Origin of the sequence: Variovorax sp. J22R115 (assembly GCF_030317005.1) — a bacterium.
Taxonomy (GTDB): Bacteria; Pseudomonadota; Gammaproteobacteria; order Burkholderiales; family Burkholderiaceae_C; genus Variovorax.
Genome location: NZ_JASZYM010000002.1, coordinates 187,882 through 207,308, shown reverse-complemented (window position 1 = coordinate 207,308; position 19,427 = coordinate 187,882). Strand labels below are relative to the sequence as shown.

Here is a 19,427-nt window from a genome sequence, read left to right as displayed (position 1 = left end):
ACATGCCGGTTCGAACACCGGTCACGGCTGAATCGCTGGCGACCTCGGATGGTGCTGTGCAGCGCCGCGCGATCGCCAAGGCGATCACGCTGCTCGAATCGACCCGCGACGACCATCGCGCGCAGGCGGACGAATTGCTCACCGCCTTGCTGCCTCACACGGGGAATTCGTTCCGGCTCGGGATTTCGGGCGTACCCGGCGTCGGCAAGTCGACCTTCATCGAGGCATTGGGGCTGTTCCTGATCGAGCGCGGCCATCGCGTGGCGGTGCTCACCGTCGACCCGTCATCCACCGTCTCGGGCGGCTCGATCCTCGGCGACAAGACACGCATGGAAAAGCTCTCGGTGCACGAGCGCGCTTACATCCGCCCGAGCCCGTCGTCGGGCACGCTCGGCGGCGTCGCAGAGAAGACGCGCGAGGCGATGCTGGTATGCGAAGCCGCCGGCTACGACATCGTGATCGTCGAAACGGTCGGCGTAGGCCAGAGCGAGACTGCGGTCTCTGGCATGACCGACATGTTCGTGCTGCTCCAACTGCCGAACGCCGGTGATGACCTTCAGGCCATCAAGAAGGGCGTGATGGAACTGGCCGACCTGGTCGTCATCAACAAGGCCGACATCGACAAGGATGCGGCGACCCGCGCGCAGGCGCAGATTGCGTCGGCGCTGCGTCTTTTCGGTCATCACGGCAACCCGGCTCACGCACAGGTGATGCACGCGGCGCATGCCGTGCCGGGTTCCCCCGAAGCGGAAGTGCGCTTCTGGCTGCCCAAGGTGATCCAGCTCAGCGCATTGGCCGGCATGGGCATCGACGCGTTCTGGGATGCGGTCCTGCAGTTCAAGACGCTGCAGACCGTCAACGGCAAGTTGGCCTTGCGCCGCGAAAAACAGTCGCTCTCATGGATGTGGGAGCGCATCGACGCCGGGCTCAAGCAGGCATTCCGCCATCACCCGCAGGTACGCGAACTGTTGCCCCAAGCCATCGCCCAGGTGGCGGCAGGCACGCTGCCTGCATCGACCGCTGCGCGCAATCTGCTCGCCGCGCAGGCCGGACGAGCGTAGCCTGTCGCCTGCCACCTCCACAAGATCAACTCTCCCGACGAAACGCCATGAAAGAAATCCTCGAACAACTTGAAAAACGCCGTGAACAGGCGCGGCTCGGCGGTGGCAAGAAGCGCATCGACGCGCAGCATGCCAAGGGCAAGCTGACCGCGCGCGAGCGCATCGAGCTGCTGCTCGACGACAACACCTTCGAAGAGTGGGACATGTTCGTCGAACATCGATCGAGCGACTTCGGCATGGCCGACAACAAGATCCCGGGCGATGGTGTGGTCACCGGCTACGGAATGATCAACGGCCGCCTGGTCTTCATCTTCAGCCAGGACTTCACCGTCTTCGGCGGCGCGCTCAGCGAGGCCCATGCCGAGAAGATCTGCAAGGTGATGGACCAGGCCATGAAGGTCGGCGCGCCGGTCATCGGCCTCAACGATTCGGGCGGTGCCCGCATCCAGGAAGGCGTGGCTTCGCTCGGCGGCTATGCCGACGTGTTCCAGCGCAACGTGATGGCCTCGGGCGTGGTGCCGCAGATCAGCATGATCATGGGCCCTTGCGCGGGCGGCGCGGTGTATTCGCCGGCGATGACCGATTTCATCTTCATGGTGCGGGACAGCTCGTACATGTTCGTCACCGGTCCCGAAGTGGTGAAGACGGTGACGCACGAGGACGTGACTGCCGAGGAACTGGGCGGGGCTTTGACGCACACCACCAAGAGCGGCGTGGCCGACATGGCCTTCGAGAACGACGTCGAGGCGCTGATGATGCTGCGCCGGCTCTACAACTACCTGCCGCTCAACAACCGCGAGAAGCCACCCGTGCGTCCCAGCGGCGACCCGGCGGACCGCGCTGATCTTTCGCTCGACACGCTGGTGCCCGACAACCCGAACAAGCCCTACGACATGAAGGAGCTGATCGTGAAGGTGGTCGACGACGGCGACTTCTTCGAACTGCAGCCCGACTACGCGAAGAACATCGTGATCGGCTTCGCGCGCATGGAAGGACAGAGCGTCGGCATCGTGGCGAACCAGCCGCTGGTGCTAGCCGGCTGCCTCGACATCAAGTCGTCGATCAAGGCGGCGCGCTTCGTGCGTTTCTGCGATGCGTTCAACATCCCGGTGCTGACCTTCGTCGACGTGCCCGGCTTCATGCCCGGCACCAGCCAGGAGTACGGCGGCATCATCAAGCACGGCGCCAAGCTGCTCTATGCGTATGCCGAATGCACGGTGCCGAAGATCACCGTCATCACGCGCAAGGCCTACGGTGGTGCGTACGACGTGATGGCGTCGAAGCACCTTCGCGGCGACGTCAACCTCGCCTGGCCGCGTGCCGAGATCGCGGTGATGGGCGCCAAGGGCGCAGTGGAGATCATCTTCCGCGAAGACAAGAACGACCCCGAAAAGCTTGCTGCGCGCGAGGCCGAGTACAAGGCGCGCTTTGCCAACCCGTATGTGGCGGGCACGCGCGGCTACATCGACGACGTGATCTTGCCAAGCGAGACGCGCAAGCGGATCTGCCGCTCGCTGGTCATGCTGCGCGAGAAAAAACTTGAAAACCCGTGGCGTAAACACGGAAACATTCCGCTGTAAGCCGGAAAGAAGAACATGTTCAAGAAAATCCTGATCGCCAACCGCGGCGAAATCGCCTGCCGCGTCATCAAGACCGCCAAGAAGATGGGCATCCTCACGGTGGCTGTCTATTCCGATGCCGACAAGGACGCGCGCCATGTCGAACTCGCCGATGAGGCAGTGCATATCGGCGCCTCGCCGAGTCGTGAGAGCTATCTGCAGGCGGACCGCATCATCGCGGCCTGCAAGCAGACCGGCGCCGAAGCGGTGCACCCGGGCTACGGCTTCCTGTCCGAGAACGAAGCCTTCGCGAGGAAGGTCGAGGAAGAGGGCATTGCCTTCATCGGCCCCAAGCACTACTCGATTGCCGCGATGGGCGACAAGATCGCCTCGAAGAAGCTCGCGAACGAGGCCAAGGTCAACACCATTCCGGGCTGGAACGACGCCATCGAAACGGCCGAGCGCGCGGTCGAGATCGCCAAGGACGTCGGCTATCCCGTGATGATCAAGGCATCGGCCGGCGGCGGTGGCAAGGGTCTGCGCGTGGCCTACAACGACAAGGATGCCTTCGACGGCTTCACCTCTTGCCGCAACGAAGCGCGCAACAGCTTCGGCGATGACCGGGTCTTCATCGAGAAGTTCGTCGAGGAGCCACGCCACATCGAGATCCAGGTGCTGGGCGACTCGCACGGCAACGTGATCTACCTGAACGAGCGCGAGTGCTCCATCCAGCGCCGGCACCAGAAGGTGATCGAGGAAGCGCCATCGCCCTTCATCAGCGAAGCGACGCGCAAGGCCATGGGCGAGCAGGCGGTGGCGCTGGCCAAGGCGGTGAACTACCAGAGCGCGGGCACGGTGGAGTTCGTGGTCGGCAAAGACCAGAGCTTCTACTTCCTCGAGATGAATACGCGGCTTCAGGTGGAGCATCCCGTGACCGAGGCGATCACCGGGCTCGACCTGGTCGAATTGATGATCCGCGTCGCGGCGGGCGAGAAGCTGCCGCTGGCGCAACAGGATGTGAAGCGCGACGGATGGGCCATCGAGTGCCGTATCAACGCCGAAGACCCATTTCGCAACTTCCTGCCTTCGACCGGCCGACTGGTGCGATTCCAGCCGCCGAAGGAGACCATGTTCTCGGCGGATACCCGGCATCTCTACGGCATTCGGGTGGATACGGGCGTCTACGACGGCGGCGAGATCCCGATGTTCTACGACTCGATGATCGCCAAGTTGATTGTCCATGGCCGCGATCGCGCGCATGCCATTGCCCTGATGCGCGAGGCGCTCAATGGCTTCGTGATTCGCGGCATCAGCAGCAACATCCCGTTCCAGGCGGCGCTGCTTGCGCATCCGAAATTCGTGAGCGGCGAGTTCAACACCGGCTTCATTGCCGAGCACTATGGCAAGGGCTTCCATGCGGAAGACGTGCCGCACGACGATCCGGATTTCCTCGTCGCGTTGGCGGCCTTCATGCACCGCCGGTATCGTGCGCGCGCATCGGGTATCAGCGGCCAACTTGAAGGACACGGAGTCAAGGTGGGCGAGCAGTTCGTGGTGGTCGTTCTGGATGACGAGGGCGAGCACGTGCACAAGCGTGTCTCGGTCACCGATTTCCATGGACAGACGGGCTCCAGCGCCGTGGCGGTGGGCGATCGCAACTACAAGATCGACAGCAAGGCGTCGCTCGGCAGCATCCGGGTGGAAGGCAACGTCAACGGGCGCGCATTCATCGCGCAGGTGGAACGTGGCGCGGGCAAGAACCCGCTGTCGCTGCGCGTGTCGCACAACGGCACGCAGATCGAGGGGCTGGTGCTCTCGCCACTCGGCGCGCGGCTGCTGAAGCTGATGCCATTCAAGGCGCCGCCTGACCTGAGCAAGTTCCTGATGTCGCCGATGCCGGGCCTGCTCGTCGAGGTGTCCGTGAAGCCCGGCCAGCAGGTGCAGGCCGGCGAGAAACTGGCGGTGATCGAGGCGATGAAGATGGAGAACGTATTGTTTGCGACGCAGGATGGCGTGGTCGCCAGCATCGTTGCAGCGAAGGGTGAGTCGCTTTCCGTTGACCAGGTGATCATGGAGTTTGCATGAGCCGTCCATTCAAGGTGCTGGGTATCCAGCAGATCGCGATCGGCGGGCCAGACAAGGGCCGGCTGCAGAAACTCTGGGTCGAGATGCTGGGGCTCGAAGTCACCGGCACCTTCAAGAGCGAGCGTGAAAACGTCGACGAGGACATCTGCGTGATCGGCAGTGGGCCGTTCAAGGTCGAGGTCGATCTGATGCAGCCGCTGGACGCCGAGAAAAAGCCCGCGGTTCACACCACACCTTTGAACCACGTGGGGCTTTGGATCGACGACCTCCCGAAGGCGGTCGAATGGCTCACCGGGCAGGGTGTGCGATTCGCGCCAGGTGGGATTCGTCAGGGGGCGGCCGGCTTCGACATCTGCTTTTTGCATCCCAAGGCCAACGATGAATTTCCGATCGCAGGCGAGGGGGTGTTGATCGAACTGGTCCAGGCGCCGCCGGAAGTGGTCAAGGCCTTTGCGGCTCTCGCGACAGGTTAAGCCTGCGGGAGCCTCTGTCCGGCGCCCTGGCGGCGCCGGCTATTTGATGCCTGTCTTGGCTGCGCTCGCGGCTCGTGCACGAGCCAGCGCAGCCTCGACGATGGCGCGCTTGCGATCCGCCGGGGCTGTCGTATCCGGCGAGCCTTCCGGTGCCTTGACGACGGAAGATTCGGGCATCCTGCGCCGCCGGCCATGCGCTTCATAGCGGCTTCGTGCGTGGTTCGCCTGCGCTTGTGACCACGCCTGCCACCCGCTTCGGCCGGGCGTTGCCACTTCGAGCGAAATGCAGTCGACCGGGCAGACCGGGATGCAGAGCTCGCAGCCTGTGCAATGCGCCTCGATCACGGTGTGCATGCGCTTGTGGATTCCGAGGATCGCGTCGGTCGGGCACGCATCGAGACACAAGGTGCAGCCGATGCACCAGGATTCGTCGATGACCGCCATCGCCCGAGGGCCCTCGACGCCGAACTTCGGGTCGATCGGCCGGACCGGTTTGCCGGTGAGCTCCGACAAGCGAGTCACCCCTTCAGCACCGCCCGGCGGACATTGATCGATGCCTGCCTCCCCTGCCGCGATCGCGTCTGCGTAGCCCGCGCAATCAGGATAGCCGCAGCGTGTGCACTGCGTTTGCGGCAGCGCCTCCAGGAGGCGCGCGGCCAGGGTGTTCACGATCTCATGGGGACGTGCGTACAGCCGAACGCGACCGCCGCGCAGGCGCCGTCTTCCGGGCCGAGGCGGCACGCTTCTTCGGCGCTGCCGTCGGCTTGATCGTGTCTTCTGCCGTCAGGACCGTTGCTTTGTCGGCGCGCTTTTGCGGCTTGTCGTGCGCTTCGATGAAGGCCTTCACTTTCGGATAGACCTGTTCGCGCCAACGGCGACCGCTGAAGATGCCGTAGTGGCCGGCACCCTTGACTTCGTAGTGGTGCTGTTCGTCCGCCGAGACGCCGGTGCACAGTTCGTGCGCGGCGCGGGTCTGTCCGGAGCCGGAGATGTCGTCGAGTTCGCCTTCGACCGTCAGCAGCCCGGTGGAGTGAATGTCCTGCGGACGCACGGGCTCACGCTCGCCTTCGGGGTTCTTCACTTCCCATGTGCCGTTGACAAGGTCGAAATCCTGGAACACGGTGCGGATGGTGTCGAGGTAGTAGTCCGCATCCATGTCGAGCACGGCGTTGTACTCGTCGTAGAAGGTGCGGTGCGCCTCGGCGCTCGCGTCGTCACCCTTGATCAGGTTCTTGAAGTAGTCGTAGTGGCTGCTCGCGTGACGATCCGGGTTCATCGCGACGAAGCCCGTGTGCTGCAGGAAGCCGGGGTAAACGCGGCGGCCGGCGCCCGGGAAGCCGTCCGGCACGCGGTAGATCACGTTGTTCTCGAACCACTCGAAGCTCTTGTTCATCGCCAGGTTGTTGACCGCGGTCGGCGACTTGCGCGCGTCGATCGGGCCGCCCATCATGGTCATCGACAGCGGTGTCTTCTCGCCCCGACTGGCCATCAGGGACACCGCCGCCAGCACAGGCACCGTGGGCTGGCAGACGCTGACGACATGGCAGTTGCCGTACTCAGCCTGCAAGTAACGAATGAAGTCCTCGACATAGTTGATGTAGTCGTCGAGGTGGAATTCGCCCTCGGACAGTGGCACGAGGCGGGCATTGACCCAATCGGTGATGTAGACCTTGTGACCCTGCAGCATGGTGCGCACGGTGTCGCGCAGCAGCGTCGCGTAATGGCCCGACAGCGGGGCCACGATCAGGACCACGGGCTGACTTTTCAGCGTGTGGAGGATGTGCGGCTCGTCCGTGAAGCGCTTGAAGCGGCGCAACTGGCAGAAGGGCTTCTCGATCTCGACGCTTTCGTGGATCACAACGTCGTGCCCGTCCACCTTGACGGTCTTGATGTCGAATTCGGGCTTCTCGTAATCCTTGCCCAGACGATAAAGCAGGTCGTAGCCGGCGGCCATGCGCTGTGCGATCGGCGTCTGTCCGAAGACGGCGCCTTGGCCGTAGAGCTTGGAGGCGGCCTGCGCGAAGTCTGCAAACGGCTCCATGAGGGAGCGCTGTGCTTCGTAAAGTTGGTAGAGCATCGGAGGGGCCAGATAGTTATTGCAATGCAATATATCAGTAGCCCTGTGCTCAAAGTAGGGGGAGCCCCCCACGAAACTGACACAGCCGCGACATTCGTGAGTTCTCCACGAAACGGCCTGAAAGCAGCGCGCGGTTCCACGCGCCGCCGTCATGGTTTAAATCACCTTGGCGATGCTCTGACAAACGTAGTCGATGTTCTTGCTGTTGAGCGCCGCCACGCACATGCGGCCGGTGTCGGTCCCGTAGACGCCGAATTCCTCGCGCAAGCGCACCATCTGGTCCTTGGTCAGGCCCGAGTAGCTGAACATGCCGATCTGGGTCGTGATGAAGCTCATGTCCTGCTTCACGCCGGCGGCCTTCAGGCCGTCGACCAGCTTCTGACGCATGGCCTTGATGCGCACCCTCATCTCGGCAAGCTCCTTTTCCCACACGGCACGGCGCGCCGGATCGTTGAGCACAGCAGCCACCACCGCGCCACCGTGGATCGGCGGGTTGCTGTAGTTGGTGCGGATGGCGATCTTGAGCTGCGACAGCACGCGGGCGGCTTCTTCCTTGCTCTCGCAGAGCACCGACAGGGCGCCCACGCGCTCGCCGTACAGGCTGAAGCTCTTGGAAAAGGAGGTCGACACGAAAAAGGTCAGGCCGGCTTCGACAAACTTGCCGATTACCGCGCCATCTTCGGCGATGCCGTGGCCGAACCCCTGGTAGGCCATGTCGAGGAAGGGGGTCAGGTTGCCGGCCTTGACGGCGGCGATCACCTGGTCCCACTGGGCCGCGGTGATGTCATAGCCCGTCGGGTTGTGGCAGCAAGCATGCAGCACGACGATGGTGCCAGCCGGTGCGGCCTTGAGGGCGCCGAGCATGCCTTCGAAGTCGATGCCGCGCTTGGCTGCGTCGTAGTACGGGTAGCTCTCGACCTCAAAACCGGCGTTGGTGAACAGCGCGCGATGGTTTTCCCAACTCGGATCACTGATCAGCACCTTGGCGGACGGGCTGAGCTTCTTCAGGAAGTCGGCGCCGACCTTCAAGCCGCCCGTGCCGCCGATGGCCTGGATGGTGGCGACGCGACCGGACTTCACCGGCTCGCTGTCGGCGCCGAAGACGAGGCCCTTCACCGCGTTGTCGTAGGCGGCGATGCCGTCGATGGGCAGGTAGCCGCGCGCGCTGGGCGCCTTCATCATGTCTGATTCCGCGGCTTGCACGCAAGAAAGCAGCGGCAGCTTGCCGTTGTCGTCGTAGTACACGCCCACGCCGAGGTTGACCTTTTTCGGATTGCTGTCGGCGGCGTATTGCTCGTTGAGTCCCAGGATCGGGTCGCGTGGCGCCATCTCGACGGCGGTGAACATTGACATTGGAAAAGTCCTTTGGGGGGTGATCGGTTCACGTGAACGCCGGACCTGCGTTACGCTGCCCGGTTCGCTTGAATTTTACCGGCCACGCCACCACCTCCCAGAGTCACGCCATGCCAGAAACCTCCGAAGTCATTCCAGAGCGGCAACACGCCGACCCCGTGGGCCCTGCCCCGCAGGGCGAATTCATCACGTTTCCCGGGTCGCCATTCGAACTGTTCCAGCCTTATCCGCCCGCCGGCGACCAGCCGGCCGCGATCGCCGGATTGGTCGAGGGTTTGCAGGATGGTGAGGTGTTCCAGACGCTGCTGGGCGTAACCGGCTCGGGCAAGACTTTCACCATGGCCAATGTGATTGCGCGGATGGGCCGTCCCGCGATCGTTTTCGCACCCAACAAGACCTTGGCCGCCCAGCTCTACAGCGAGTTCCGCGAGTTCTTCCCCAAGAACGCGGTCGAGTATTTCGTCAGTTATTACGACTATTACCAGCCAGAGGCCTATGTGCCTCAGCGCGACCTGTTCATCGAGAAGGACAGCTCGATCAACGAACACATCGAGCAGATGCGCCTGTCGGCCACCAAGAGCGTGCTGGAGCGGCGCGACACGGTGATCGTGGCGACCGTAAGCGCCATCTACGGCATCGGCACGCCCGAGGATTACACGCAGATGCGCTTCATCATGCGGGTGGGCGACAAGATCGGCCAGCGCGACGTGATCGGGCGCTTGATCCGCATGCAGTACACGCGCAACGAGCAGGATTTCTCGCGCGGCACCTTCCGCGTGCGCGGCGACACGATCGACGTGTTTCCGGCCGAGCACAGCGAGTTGGCGATCCGCATAGAGCTGTTCGACGACGAGATCGAGACGCTGCAGTTGTTCGATCCGCTCACGGGACGCATTCGCCAGAAGATCCCCCGCTTCACGGTCTATCCGTCCAGCCACTACGTCACGCCGCGCGACAAGGTGCTGAGCGCGGTCGAGACCATCAAGCTCGAACTCGACGACCGGCTCAAGTTCTTCGTCGCCGAGGGCAAGCTGGTCGAGGCGCAGCGCATCGAGCAGCGCACCCGCTTCGACCTCGAGATGCTCGCCGAGATCGGCCACTGCAAGGGTATCGAGAACTACACGCGCCACCTTTCGGGCGCAGCGCCTGGCGAACCGCCAGCCACGCTGACCGACTACCTGCCGAAGGACGCGCTGATGTTTCTCGACGAGAGCCATCAGATGATCGGCCAACTCGGCGGCATGTACAACGGCGACCGTGCGCGCAAGACCACGCTGGTCGAATACGGCTTCCGCCTGCCTTCGGCGCTCGACAACCGGCCCCTGAAGTTCGAGGAATTCGAAACGCGCATGCGGCAGTGCATCTTCGTCTCCGCCACACCGGCGCAGTACGAGAAAGACAACGCCGGAAACGTGGTGGAACAACTCGTCCGACCGACGGGACTGATCGATCCGGAGGTCGAGGTTCGGCCCGCCACCCATCAGGTCGATGACGTCCTGCAGGAGATTCGTCTCCGGGTCGACAAGCACGAGCGCGTGCTGATCACCACGCTCACCAAGCGCATGGCCGAACAACTGACGGACTACCTGGGCGACAACGGCGTCAAGGTGCGCTATCTGCACAGCGACGTCGATACCGTGGAGCGGGTCGAGATTCTGCGCGATCTGCGTCTTGGCACCTTCGATGTCCTGGTCGGCATCAACCTGCTGCGCGAAGGGTTGGACATTCCCGAGGTATCGCTGGTGGCCATCCTCGATGCCGACAAGGAAGGCTTCCTGCGTGCCGAGCGTTCGCTGATCCAGACCATCGGCCGGGCGGCGCGCAACCTGAACGGCAAAGCCATCCTCTACGCCGATCGCATGACGGACTCGATGAAGAAGGCCATCGACGAGACCGAGCGCCGGCGCGCCAGGCAGATCGCTCACAACGAGGCCCACGGCATCACGCCGCGCAGTATCGTGAAACAGGTTCGCGACCTGATCGACGGCGTCTACAGCGAAAAATCGGGCAAGGAAGCCGCCAAGCGTGACCTGGAGCGCGCCAAGGTGGAGGACATGTCCGAAAAGGACATCGCCCGCGAGATCAAGCGGCTCGAGAAGACCATGCTCGAGCATGCGCGCAACCTCGAATTCGAGAAAGCGGCCCGCGTGCGCGACCAGTTGGCGTTGCTGCGCGAACAGGCTTTCGGCGGGCCAGGGCACGACAACGTCGCCGTCCCGCCCGCCTGACGCGACCGCCCGGCCGGGTCCCGGACTGCAATCGGGTTTACCCCAGCAGGCCGGAGGGCCTTCTGCTATACTTGAGCGAAATACTCAACAACAAAGAAACTTCGCGATGAAGGGCCGACTCCTAATAACTGGTTCACCAGGTAAGCTGGGGTCGGGCAGGGCGGAGACGACGTCACCAAGGCCTGGTGCCAAGGTGTCATTTCAACGGTAAGCACTCAAGGAGCTTGCGATGCGTCTCACTACCAAAGGCCGCTTTGCGGTTACAGCCATGATCGACCTGGCACTGCGCCAGAACACCGGTCCGGTCACGCTGGCCGCAATCAGCCAGCGGCAGCAGATTTCGTTGTCCTACCTCGAGCAATTGTTCGGCAAGCTGCGTCGTCACGAATTGGTCGAGTCGACCCGTGGCCCCGGCGGCGGCTATTCGCTCGGCCGCAAGGCCGCGGATATCACCGTGGCAGACATCATTGTTTCCGTCGATGAGCCCATCGACGCTACCCAGTGCGGCGGCAAGGAAAACTGCCTCGGCGAAGCGGGTCGTTGCATGACCCATGAGCTCTGGGCCTCGCTGAACCAGCGCATGGTGGAATTCCTCGATTCCGTCACGCTGCAGAAACTGGTCGACGACCAGATCGCGAAGGGCGTGCAGATCGAGAACAAGCCGGCAGTCAAGCGTGCGATTTCCAGCCAGCCAGTGGTCAAACCGATTCGCGTCAACGCCCCGAATTCCGTGTTTGCACTGGGCAACGCCTTCGCCAAATCGTGAGCCGACGGCGCCTCCGGGCGCCGATCGAATCGTTTCGATAAAGATTAAACCCCACCGCCAGCCTGAGCCAGCCATGGACGTCACTCCTCATTTCCCGATCTATCTTGACTACGGCGCGACCACGCCGGTCGATCCGCGCGTCGTCGACGCAATGATTCCCTGGTTGCGCGAGCATTTCGGCAATCCGGCGTCGCGCAGTCATGCGTGGGGATGGGAGGCGGAAGAAGCCGTGGAAAAGGCCCGCGCCGACGTGGCCGACCTGATCGGCGCCGATCCGCGAGAGATCGTCTGGACGTCCGGCGCCACCGAATCGAACAACCTCGCTCTCAAGGGCGCGGCCCATTTCTACAAGGGCAAGGGCAAGCACCTGATCACTGTGAAGACCGAGCACAAGGCCGTGCTCGACACCATGCGTGAACTCGAGCGCCAAGGTTTCGAAGTCACCTACCTGGACGTCCAGGAAGACGGCCTGCTCGATCTGGAGGCATTCAAGGCCGCCATTCGTCCGGACACCATCCTCGCGAGCGTCATGTTCGTGAACAACGAAATCGGCGTGATCCAGGACGTCGTGGCGTTGGGCAATATCTGCCGCGAAAAGGGCGTGATCTTTCACGTCGACGCCGCGCAGGCCACTGGCAAGGTCGAGATCGACGTCAAGAACCTGCCGATCGACCTGATGAGCCTGGCTTCGCACAAGACCTACGGCCCCAAGGGCATTGGCGCGCTGTACGTGCGCCGCAAGCCGCGTGTGCGGCTCGAAGCCCAGATGCACGGCGGTGGTCACGAGCGCGGCATGCGCTCGGGCACCTTGCCCACGCACCAGATCGTGGGCATGGGCGAGGCTTTCCGGCTCGCCAAGCTCGACATGAAGGAAGACATCGCCAAGGCCCGCGCCCTGCAGCAGCGCCTTCTCAATGGCTTGAAGGACGTGGAGCAGGTCTTCATCAACGGAGATCTCGAGCACCGCGTGCCGCACAACCTCAACATGAGCTTCAACTATGTCGAGGGCGAGTCGCTGATCATGGGCATCAAGGGCCTGGCCGTTTCCAGCGGATCCGCCTGCACCTCCGCCAGCCTCGAGCCCAGCTATGTGTTGCGCGCCCTGGGTCGCAGCGACGAGCTCGCGCACAGCAGTCTGCGAATGACGATCGGCCGTTTCACGACCGAGGAAGAAATCGACTATGCGATCTCGACCATCAAGCACAACGTCGCCAAGCTCCGCGAACTGAGCCCGTTGTGGGAGATGTTTCAGGACGGCATCGACATCAGCACGATCCAGTGGTCGGCTCATTAAAGTTCAAAGAGGTACCCCATGGCTTACTCATCCAAGGTCATTGACCACTACGAAAATCCCCGCAATGTCGGCTCCTTCGAAAAGGGTGACGATTCGGTGGGCACCGGCATGGTCGGCGCGCCGGCCTGCGGCGACGTCATGAAGCTTCAGATCAAGGTCAACCCGGAAACCGGGGTGATCGAAGATGCGCGCTTCAAGACCTACGGCTGCGGCTCGGCGATCGCCTCGTCCTCGCTCGTGACCGAATGGGTCAAGGGCAAGACGCTTGACGAGGCCGCTGCGCTCAAGAACGCGCAGATCGCCGAAGAACTGGCCCTGCCACCCGTCAAGATCCATTGCTCGATCCTGGCGGAAGACGCGATCAAGGCCGCTGTCAGCGACTACAAGGCCAAGCACGGCGTCGCCGCCGCGACGACGGAAGCCGTTCACTGACATGGCTGTGACTCTGACCGAATCGGCCGCGCGCCACGTCACACGCTACCTCGGCAAACGAGGCAAGGGCGTGGGCGTGCGGCTGGGCGTCAAGACCACGGGCTGCTCGGGCCTGGCCTACAAGCTCGAGTACGTGGACGAGTTCGCGCCCGAAGACGTGGTGTTCGAAGACCATGGCATCAAAGTCCTGGTCGACCCCAAGAGCCTGGCCTATATCGACGGCACGCAGTTGGACTTCGTTCGCGAGGGCCTCAATGAAGGCTTCAAGTTCAACAACCCGAACGAACGCGACCGTTGCGGCTGCGGCGAAAGCTTTCGCATCTGATCCCGACCGGCCTCGCGACCGAGCCGCCACCATGTCATGTGCTGGCGGCTTTTTAACGCCATGAATCTGAACGACACCGACTTCGAACTTTTCGCCGTGCCGGCGACTTTCGCGCAGGACCGCGCCGCGCTGGACGCCCGCTGGAAGGAACTGCAGCGCGAGGCTCATCCTGATCGTTTCGCTGCGCAAGGTGCCGCGGCGCAGCGAGTGGCCATGCAGTGGTCGGTGCGCATCAACGAGGCCTATCAACGGCTCAAGAACCCGATCAAGCGCGCCACCTACCTGTGCGAGCTGAACGGCGCTCCCATCAACGCAGAGAACAACACGGCGATGCCGTCGGATTTCCTGATGCAGCAGATCGCATGGCGGGAAGAACTGGACGAGGCGAGCGATGCCGACGCGCTCGACAAGCTGCGGGCCGAAGTGGAAGCCGGACGAGCGCGCGCGCTGGCGTCGCTGGATAGGCTCATCGACGAAAAAGGCGACTATCCCGCCGCCGCGCGTCAGGTGAGAGCCCTCATGTTCATAGAGCGCTTTGCCGAAGACATCGAAACCAAGTCCGATCAGTGGGGACAATAGCGCCATGGCATTGCTTCAGATTTCAGAACCCGGGCAGGCGCCCGATCCGCACCAGCGCCGCATCGCCGTCGGTATCGACCTCGGCACGACCCACTCGCTGGTGGCTGCTGTGCGCAACGGTGTCGCGGAATGCCTTCCCGATGCGGAAGGCCGTGTGGTGATGCCTTCAGCCGTGCGTTATCTCGACAAGGATCGGCGTCAGATCGGCTTCGACGCGCTGGCGGCGCGTTCCGCCGATCCGGCCAACGTGATCACATCCGTCAAGCGACTGATGGGCCGCGGCATCCAGGACATCGCCAACCGGGACGCGATGGCCTATCACCTGACGGGCGACGACGGCATGGTCCAGGTGCAGACCGTGGCCGGCGAGAAGTCACCGATCGAAGTCAGTGCCGAGATCCTTGCGACCTTGCGCTACCGCGCCGAGGACACCTTCGACGATGAGCTCTATGGTGCCGTGATCACAGTGCCGGCCTACTTCGACGAAGGCCAGCGCCAAGCGACGAAGGATGCCGCTCAACTGGCCGGGCTCAACGTGCTGCGGCTGATCAGCGAGCCGACGGCGGCCGCGATTGCCTACGGGCTGGACAACGCAAGCGAAGGTGTTTACGCCGTCTACGACCTTGGCGGTGGCACCTTCGACATCTCGATTCTGCGGCTGACCCAGGGCGTCTTCGAAGTCATCGCCACAGGTGGCGACTCCGCGCTGGGCGGCGACGACTACGACCACGCACTGGCCGAGTTCGTTCTCTCGCAGACCGGCTACAAGGCGCAAGGCGACGCCGACAGGGCTGCGCTGCTCGTGGCGGCGAGGGCCGCCAAGGAGGCGCTGTCTTCGGCCGAGTCGACAGCATTCGTTGCCGGGCTGGTGGCGGGGGAGATCCGTTTCGAGGTCCGCCGCGAGCAGTTCGACGCGGCCACGGCAAGCCTTACGGCGCGCACGATCGTGGCGGTCCGCAAGGCACTGCGCGATGCACGCCTGCAATCCGCAGAGTTGCAGGGCATCGTGCTGGTCGGCGGCGCCACGCGCATGCCGCAGGTCCGCCGTGCGGTCGGCGATTTCTTCGGGCGTGATCCGCTGATCAACCTCAACCCCGATGAAGTCGTCGCGCTCGGCGCCGCGATCCAGGCCCATCAGTTGGCCGGCAACGGCGGTGCCGATGACCTGCTGTTGCTCGACGTGATTCCGCTCTCGCTCGGCATCGAGACGATGGGGGGCTTGGTCGAGCGCATCGTTCCGCGCAACCAGACCATCCCGACGGCCATGGCCCAGGACTTCACGACCTACAAGGACGGCCAGACCGCCTTGGCATTGCACGTGGTGCAGGGGGAGCGTGATCTCGTTGCGGATTGCCGCAGCCTCGCGCGATTCGAGCTGCGCGGCATTCCGCCGATGACCGCCGGTGCTGCGCGGATCCGAGTCACCTTTACCGTCGATGCAGACGGCCTCCTCAGCGTGAGTGCCAAGGAGCAGGGCAGCGGCGTGGAGGCGAATGTCACGGTCAAGCCGTCCTACGGTCTTTCCGACGACCAGATCGCGACCATGCTGCAGGAGAGCTTCTCGACCGCTCAGCAGGACATGCAGGCTCGCGCGCTGGTCGAGGCGCGCGTGGACGCCGATCGCATGTTGCTGGCCACGCATAGCGCGCTCGATGCCGATGGCGCGCTGTTGTCGACTGAAGAGCGCGGCGCGATCGAGGTGTTGATGGAGGGGTTGCGCAGTGCACGGTCCGCCAGCGACGCCGCTGTGGTCGAGGCGGCTACCAAGGCGCTGGCCGACGGCACGGAGGCCTTCGCCGCCCAGCGCATGAATGCCGGCATTGCGCGTGCGCTCGCCGGCCGCCAGATCGAATCCCTGTAGAACTCTCCATGCCCACGATCAAGATCCTTCCCCATCCAGAGTACTGTCCGCAAGGCGCAGAGATCAGTGCGCCTGCCGGCACCTCAATCTGCGAGGCCATGCTCGAGAACCACATCAACATCGAGCATGCGTGCGAGATGAGCTGCGCCTGCACCACCTGCCACGTCATCGTGCGACAGGGTCTCAATTCGCTCAACGAAGCGGAAGAGGGCGAGGAGGATCTGCTGGACCGCGCATGGGGCCTCGAGCCGCAGTCGCGCCTGAGCTGCCAGGCGATCCTGGCGCAGACGGACTTGACCGTCGAGATCCCCAAATACTCGATCAACCACGCGAAAGAAAAGCACTGATGACCCGGCAGATCGTTCTCGACACCGAAACCACGGGCCTCTCGGCGGAGAACGGCGACCGCATCATCGAACTGGGATGTGTGGAGCTGTACAACCGCAAGCTCACAGGTAACGACCTGCACATCTATTTCAACCCCGAGCGCGAAAGCCATGAGGACGCGCTCAAGGTGCACGGTTTGACGACCGATTTCCTGCGCGACAAGCCCAAGTTCGCGACGCTCGGCAACGACATCGTCGAGTATCTGCGCGACGCCGAGCTGATCATTCACAACGCGGCCTTCGACGTCGGCTTCCTCAACAAGGAGCTGGAGCTTGCCGGCCTGCCGCCATTGCGGAGTTTTGTCGGCGAAGTCACCGACACGCTTGCGATGGCGAAGACGGTGTACCCCGGCAAGCGCAACTCGCTCGACGCGCTGTGCGACCGCTTCGGCGTCGATCGCTCGAACCGCACCTTTCACGGCGCGAAGCTCGACGCTCAACTGCTGGCCGACGTCTACATCAATCTCACGCGCGGACAGGACGCACTGCTGATCGACGTGGCGGCGAACGAGCCGGCGCAAGGCATCGTCATCGTCGTGGATCTGAGCACGTTCGAGTTGCCGGTGCTCGTGGCAACCGAGCACGAACTCACGGCGCACGAAGAAGTGCTGCTGCAACTCGACAAGTCGAGCAACGGCCGGACGCTTTTTCGTCAGATGGCCGAAAAAGCTGTGGCATAATCGGAGGCTTCGCACCACACGGCGCGAATAAATCCAAATGGCGCATGTCACCTGCATGTGCGCCGCGGGCGGTTAGCTCAGGGGTAGAGCACAGCATTCACACTGCTGGGGTCGGAGGTTCGAAGCCTCCACCGCCCACCAAATTTCCCCCTCCTGTTTCATCTCTTGTGTCGAGTTGCCTCGACATGAGGCGCCGCGCGTTCCCTTCGTGGGTCTTGCGTAGAGGCGCGCTGCCGCGTGAACCGGCGGATGGGTGATCTGGCTGTTCAGCCTCAAGTCGAATCGGTTTCGGTTGCATGCGTTGGCGGCCACGGCGAGAAGTTTCCGCTGCAAACTTCAGTCCTTTCCGGAGCCGCAGACAGACACGCCTCGCATTCAAGATCAGGGCTGGTCGCGAGAATTCCCGCTTCTCGATCCACGGCGACGTGTTCCGCTAATACATCGGCTCGATGCACCCGCGATCGTGACTGTTGCCGACGGGCCGCCGATGAGCGACGGCTGCGTCGGGGCAGGTCGAAGCGAGTCGCCGTCAAACTGGCGTTGCCGGCCGCACCCCACTCGAACACCCATTCATTGAAGGAAAAGAACTGATGACGAATGCCATCGAAGGAATCGTCGCCGACAGGGAGCACCAGGTGCTGCGGCGCAATCGCGCCATCGACCAGTCGGTGGACCTGAGTATCGAAGGCAAGGTCGTCGCGCGCCGCCAATTGGTCTCTGTCGACGATCACTTTGCAATGCATCACCGAATTGCCGGTCGCGCCTGATCGATGTTTGTATTTGACACGCGACGGATCCCGGCTGGCGTTACTGCACTGTGCCTCGCGGGCCTGATGGCGATAGGGAGCCTCGCCGTTCCATCGATTGCCACAGCGCAAACTGCGGAGGCCGCGCCCACGCCCGTCGGCACGCCCAGTATTCCGGCCGGCTTTCCGGTCCAGCATGAGGCGCTGGGTCGCATCATGTTGCCCGAAGGAAACGCTTGGCGGGTCGGGTTCGCTCTGACGGGTGTGTTCCTTGCGATCGCAGCGATTCTCTCGACCCGGCAAACGAGGCGCGGGAGACCTTGGTGGAGACAGGTTGCATGCAGCCTGGACAAAAGGGCCAGTGCCAGGATCGTGCGCCTGTCCGGCGTTCGACTCTCGCCGCGCCACAGCCTGCATGTTGTTTGTTGGGAAGGCCGTCGCCTGCTGGTCGGATGCAGTGATCACGCCATTCAGTTATTGGCTGAATCGCCTGCCGGACCCGATGCCGAAGCCACTCCGATGCCCGTCGTGGGGCCCGAGCTGAAGGGTGTGCCGTGGGCACCATGAGCGGTGACACCGCGCAGGCGCTGCGCGTTGTCCTCGGGGCTCTCCGTGCTGGCGATCCTGCCGGCGCTGCTCGTGTGCCTGACAAGCTTCCTGCGCATCATCGTCGCATGGCGAGCAAGCTGTCCGTCGGGGCGGGCAAGGGCATGGCGCCATTGCGCAAGTTCAAGCGCGAAGGCGCCGCACATCCGTTGCCGCTCCAGATTTTCCCGAGTTGATCTAACGCGTTGTGGTTCGACGGCCAATTCAACGGCTGTCCCATTCGACCGATGCGGGAGACTCCCGCCCCAACCGCTGACGGTGATTCTCGATCGCTCGGGCATGCAAGAAGTGCGGCATGCCGCGTCATGCCTGGGGGGAGTACGCTGCAGATGCTGGCCCGCATGGATTGGCGCACGCGGTCGTCAATTTCATGGATTCGGGTCCCTCTGGAGTGCCGTGCCTCGGGCGATTCTTCAGTTCCGCGTTCACGGAACTGGCGCCGGACCGACGAGGCCCATGCGAATGCGATCGCCAGCATTGCTTTGTGCGAACAGATCGTCGGCGACCATCGTGGGCGCATCTATGCCGCGCCATCGCCGCTGGGCAGCCTTGGGCTGACCCTACGACTACCGCTGTGCTAACTATTGACAAGCCACAGCTAGAACCGATTGGAAAGTTCTCCGCCTGCCGGGCCGAGATCAACTCCGTCCAAACCCATTCCGGGTTCATGTCGGCCCGCACCGACGCAAAATTCGCCTGTGCGCCGTCCTCGCAGTTCCGCTGAAGTCGTAGAAGCGGCGCAAGAAGGAGTACGCCATGGCCACCAGTCCTGATCTCCCGACGCCCATCACGTCCGATCCCCCGGATGTGCCGGAGTTGCCCGTAGAGCCCGACGAGGGCCCTGTTACGCCGCCGGGCAGTCCAGTCGATCCAGAGAGTCCGTTCACGGTCCAGCCGGAGTGAGCGGATCAGGCGG

The 19,427-nt window shown here is 63.3% G+C and carries 20 protein-coding genes and 1 tRNA gene; 17 read left to right on the top strand and 4 right to left on the bottom strand.

Annotation, left to right across the window (positions count from 1 at the left end; translation table 11 throughout):
• Positions 1-2: 2 nt before the first annotated feature.
• The 4 genes from meaB to QTI04_RS03880 are packed head-to-tail and all read left to right on the top strand — an operon-like array spanning position 3 to position 5,178.
• Positions 3-1,061 carry a methylmalonyl Co-A mutase-associated GTPase MeaB gene (gene meaB / locus QTI04_RS03895; RefSeq protein WP_286614270.1) on the top strand — a complete coding sequence of 353 codons (1,059 nt, stop codon included), beginning with the start codon at positions 3-5 and terminating at the stop codon, positions 1,059-1,061.
• A gap of 47 nt (positions 1,062-1,108) precedes the next feature.
• A complete protein-coding gene (locus QTI04_RS03890; protein ID WP_286597867.1) occupies positions 1,109-2,641 on the top strand; it encodes an acyl-CoA carboxylase subunit beta in 1,533 nt (510 codons plus the stop codon).
• A gap of 15 nt (positions 2,642-2,656) precedes the next feature.
• Positions 2,657-4,705, top strand: a complete 2,049-nt coding sequence (locus QTI04_RS03885) for an acetyl/propionyl/methylcrotonyl-CoA carboxylase subunit alpha (RefSeq protein WP_286614269.1) — start codon at positions 2,657-2,659, stop codon at positions 4,703-4,705.
• The gene (locus tag QTI04_RS03880; protein WP_286614268.1) at positions 4,702-5,178 is read left to right on the top strand and encodes a VOC family protein; all 477 of its coding nucleotides are present in this window, start codon (positions 4,702-4,704) and stop codon (positions 5,176-5,178) included. Before QTI04_RS03885 ends, QTI04_RS03880 begins: the two co-directional genes overlap by 4 nt.
• Positions 5,179-5,217: 39 nt before the next feature.
• On the opposite strand, the gene QTI04_RS03875 is transcribed toward QTI04_RS03880, so the two are convergent.
• The 3 genes from QTI04_RS03875 to QTI04_RS03865 form a co-directional block, all read right to left on the bottom strand.
• Positions 5,218-5,847 (bottom strand): RnfABCDGE type electron transport complex subunit B, encoded by a 630-nt coding sequence (locus QTI04_RS03875; protein ID WP_286614267.1) that lies wholly within the window; start codon positions 5,845-5,847, stop codon positions 5,218-5,220.
• A 4-nt stretch (positions 5,848-5,851) separates the two neighbouring features.
• On the bottom strand, positions 5,852-7,255 hold the full coding sequence (locus QTI04_RS03870) for a polyhydroxyalkanoate depolymerase (RefSeq protein ID WP_286614266.1): 1,404 nt from the start codon (positions 7,253-7,255) through the stop codon (positions 5,852-5,854).
• Between the two features lie 156 nt (positions 7,256-7,411).
• Positions 7,412-8,608 (bottom strand): amino acid aminotransferase, encoded by a 1,197-nt coding sequence (locus QTI04_RS03865; RefSeq protein WP_286597872.1) that lies wholly within the window; start codon positions 8,606-8,608, stop codon positions 7,412-7,414.
• Between the two features lie 110 nt (positions 8,609-8,718).
• Between QTI04_RS03865 and uvrB the strand changes: the two genes are divergently transcribed.
• From uvrB to QTI04_RS03815, 10 genes are all read left to right on the top strand, one after another.
• Positions 8,719-10,836, top strand: coding sequence for an excinuclease ABC subunit UvrB (gene uvrB / locus QTI04_RS03860; RefSeq protein ID WP_286597873.1), 2,118 nt, complete (start codon positions 8,719-8,721; stop codon positions 10,834-10,836).
• 229 nt (positions 10,837-11,065) lie between these two features.
• The gene (gene iscR / locus QTI04_RS03855) at positions 11,066-11,602 is read left to right on the top strand and encodes a Fe-S cluster assembly transcriptional regulator IscR (RefSeq protein ID WP_028253560.1); all 537 of its coding nucleotides are present in this window, start codon (positions 11,066-11,068) and stop codon (positions 11,600-11,602) included.
• Positions 11,603-11,675: 73 nt separating this feature from the next.
• Entirely contained in the window at positions 11,676-12,896 is a 1,221-nt protein-coding gene (locus QTI04_RS03850) for an IscS subfamily cysteine desulfurase (protein WP_286597874.1), read from the top strand.
• 18 nt (positions 12,897-12,914) lie between these two features.
• The gene (gene iscU / locus QTI04_RS03845) at positions 12,915-13,328 is read left to right on the top strand and encodes a Fe-S cluster assembly scaffold IscU (protein WP_286597875.1); all 414 of its coding nucleotides are present in this window, start codon (positions 12,915-12,917) and stop codon (positions 13,326-13,328) included.
• Between the two features lies 1 nt (position 13,329).
• Positions 13,330-13,653, top strand: a complete 324-nt coding sequence (gene iscA, locus QTI04_RS03840) for an iron-sulfur cluster assembly protein IscA (protein WP_286597876.1) — start codon at positions 13,330-13,332, stop codon at positions 13,651-13,653.
• 60 nt (positions 13,654-13,713) lie between these two features.
• Entirely contained in the window at positions 13,714-14,232 is a 519-nt protein-coding gene (hscB, locus tag QTI04_RS03835; RefSeq protein ID WP_286614265.1) for a Fe-S protein assembly co-chaperone HscB, read from the top strand.
• 4 nt (positions 14,233-14,236) lie between these two features.
• A complete protein-coding gene (gene hscA / locus QTI04_RS03830) occupies positions 14,237-16,093 on the top strand; it encodes a Fe-S protein assembly chaperone HscA (protein ID WP_286614264.1) in 1,857 nt (618 codons plus the stop codon).
• Between the two features lie 8 nt (positions 16,094-16,101).
• Positions 16,102-16,440 (top strand): ISC system 2Fe-2S type ferredoxin, encoded by a 339-nt coding sequence (gene fdx / locus QTI04_RS03825; protein ID WP_286597881.1) that lies wholly within the window; start codon positions 16,102-16,104, stop codon positions 16,438-16,440.
• Positions 16,440-17,159: a DNA polymerase III subunit epsilon gene (gene dnaQ / locus QTI04_RS03820; RefSeq protein WP_286597883.1), complete on the top strand. Its 720-nt coding sequence runs from the start codon at positions 16,440-16,442 to the stop codon at positions 17,157-17,159. The genes fdx and dnaQ overlap by 1 nt, the downstream gene beginning before the upstream one ends.
• A gap of 66 nt (positions 17,160-17,225) precedes the next feature.
• Positions 17,226-17,300 (top strand) — tRNA-Val (locus QTI04_RS03815).
• A 131-nt stretch (positions 17,301-17,431) separates the two neighbouring features.
• On the opposite strand, the gene QTI04_RS03810 is transcribed toward QTI04_RS03815, so the two are convergent.
• Positions 17,432-18,370: a hypothetical protein gene (locus QTI04_RS03810; protein WP_286614263.1), complete on the bottom strand. Its 939-nt coding sequence runs from the start codon at positions 18,368-18,370 to the stop codon at positions 17,432-17,434.
• Here QTI04_RS03810 and QTI04_RS34265 point away from each other — a divergent pair.
• From QTI04_RS34265 to QTI04_RS03800, 3 genes are all read left to right on the top strand, one after another.
• The gene (locus QTI04_RS34265) at positions 18,278-18,472 is read left to right on the top strand and encodes a flagellar biosynthetic protein FliO (RefSeq protein ID WP_353506082.1); all 195 of its coding nucleotides are present in this window, start codon (positions 18,278-18,280) and stop codon (positions 18,470-18,472) included. The genes QTI04_RS03810 and QTI04_RS34265 overlap by 93 nt on opposite strands.
• Entirely contained in the window at positions 18,469-18,687 is a 219-nt protein-coding gene (locus QTI04_RS03805; protein WP_286614262.1) for a hypothetical protein, read from the top strand. Before QTI04_RS34265 ends, QTI04_RS03805 begins: the two co-directional genes overlap by 4 nt.
• Before the next feature lie 580 nt (positions 18,688-19,267).
• Complete coding sequence (locus tag QTI04_RS03800; protein WP_286614261.1) at positions 19,268-19,414, top strand: stereocilin; 147 nt, start codon at positions 19,268-19,270, stop codon at positions 19,412-19,414.
• The last annotated feature ends 13 nt before the right edge of the window (positions 19,415-19,427 follow it).

Excerpts from the sequence above, each read along its gene's own strand:
- QTI04_RS03850 (WP_286597874.1), top strand. The coding sequence starts at position 11,676 with ATGGACGTCACTCCTCATTTCCCGATCTATCTTGACTACGGCGCGACC.
- meaB (WP_286614270.1), top strand. The coding sequence starts at position 3 with ATGCCGGTTCGAACACCGGTCACGGCTGAATCGCTGGCGACCTCGGAT.
- QTI04_RS03880 (WP_286614268.1), top strand. The coding sequence starts at position 4,702 with ATGAGCCGTCCATTCAAGGTGCTGGGTATCCAGCAGATCGCGATCGGC.
- iscR (WP_028253560.1), top strand. The coding sequence starts at position 11,066 with ATGCGTCTCACTACCAAAGGCCGCTTTGCGGTTACAGCCATGATCGAC.
- dnaQ (WP_286597883.1), top strand. The coding sequence starts at position 16,440 with ATGACCCGGCAGATCGTTCTCGACACCGAAACCACGGGCCTCTCGGCG.
- QTI04_RS03870 (WP_286614266.1), bottom strand. The coding sequence starts at position 7,255 with ATGCTCTACCAACTTTACGAAGCACAGCGCTCCCTCATGGAGCCGTTT.
- QTI04_RS03800 (WP_286614261.1), top strand. The coding sequence starts at position 19,268 with ATGGCCACCAGTCCTGATCTCCCGACGCCCATCACGTCCGATCCCCCG.
- uvrB (WP_286597873.1), top strand. The coding sequence starts at position 8,719 with ATGCCAGAAACCTCCGAAGTCATTCCAGAGCGGCAACACGCCGACCCC.
- QTI04_RS03805 (WP_286614262.1), top strand. The coding sequence starts at position 18,469 with ATGAGCGGTGACACCGCGCAGGCGCTGCGCGTTGTCCTCGGGGCTCTC.
- QTI04_RS03865 (WP_286597872.1), bottom strand. The coding sequence starts at position 8,608 with ATGTCAATGTTCACCGCCGTCGAGATGGCGCCACGCGACCCGATCCTG.
- hscB (WP_286614265.1), top strand. The coding sequence starts at position 13,714 with ATGAATCTGAACGACACCGACTTCGAACTTTTCGCCGTGCCGGCGACT.
- QTI04_RS03885 (WP_286614269.1), top strand. The coding sequence starts at position 2,657 with ATGTTCAAGAAAATCCTGATCGCCAACCGCGGCGAAATCGCCTGCCGC.
- hscA (WP_286614264.1), top strand. The coding sequence starts at position 14,237 with ATGGCATTGCTTCAGATTTCAGAACCCGGGCAGGCGCCCGATCCGCAC.
- iscA (WP_286597876.1), top strand. The coding sequence starts at position 13,330 with ATGGCTGTGACTCTGACCGAATCGGCCGCGCGCCACGTCACACGCTAC.
- QTI04_RS03890 (WP_286597867.1), top strand. The coding sequence starts at position 1,109 with ATGAAAGAAATCCTCGAACAACTTGAAAAACGCCGTGAACAGGCGCGG.
- iscU (WP_286597875.1), top strand. The coding sequence starts at position 12,915 with ATGGCTTACTCATCCAAGGTCATTGACCACTACGAAAATCCCCGCAAT.
- fdx (WP_286597881.1), top strand. The coding sequence starts at position 16,102 with ATGCCCACGATCAAGATCCTTCCCCATCCAGAGTACTGTCCGCAAGGC.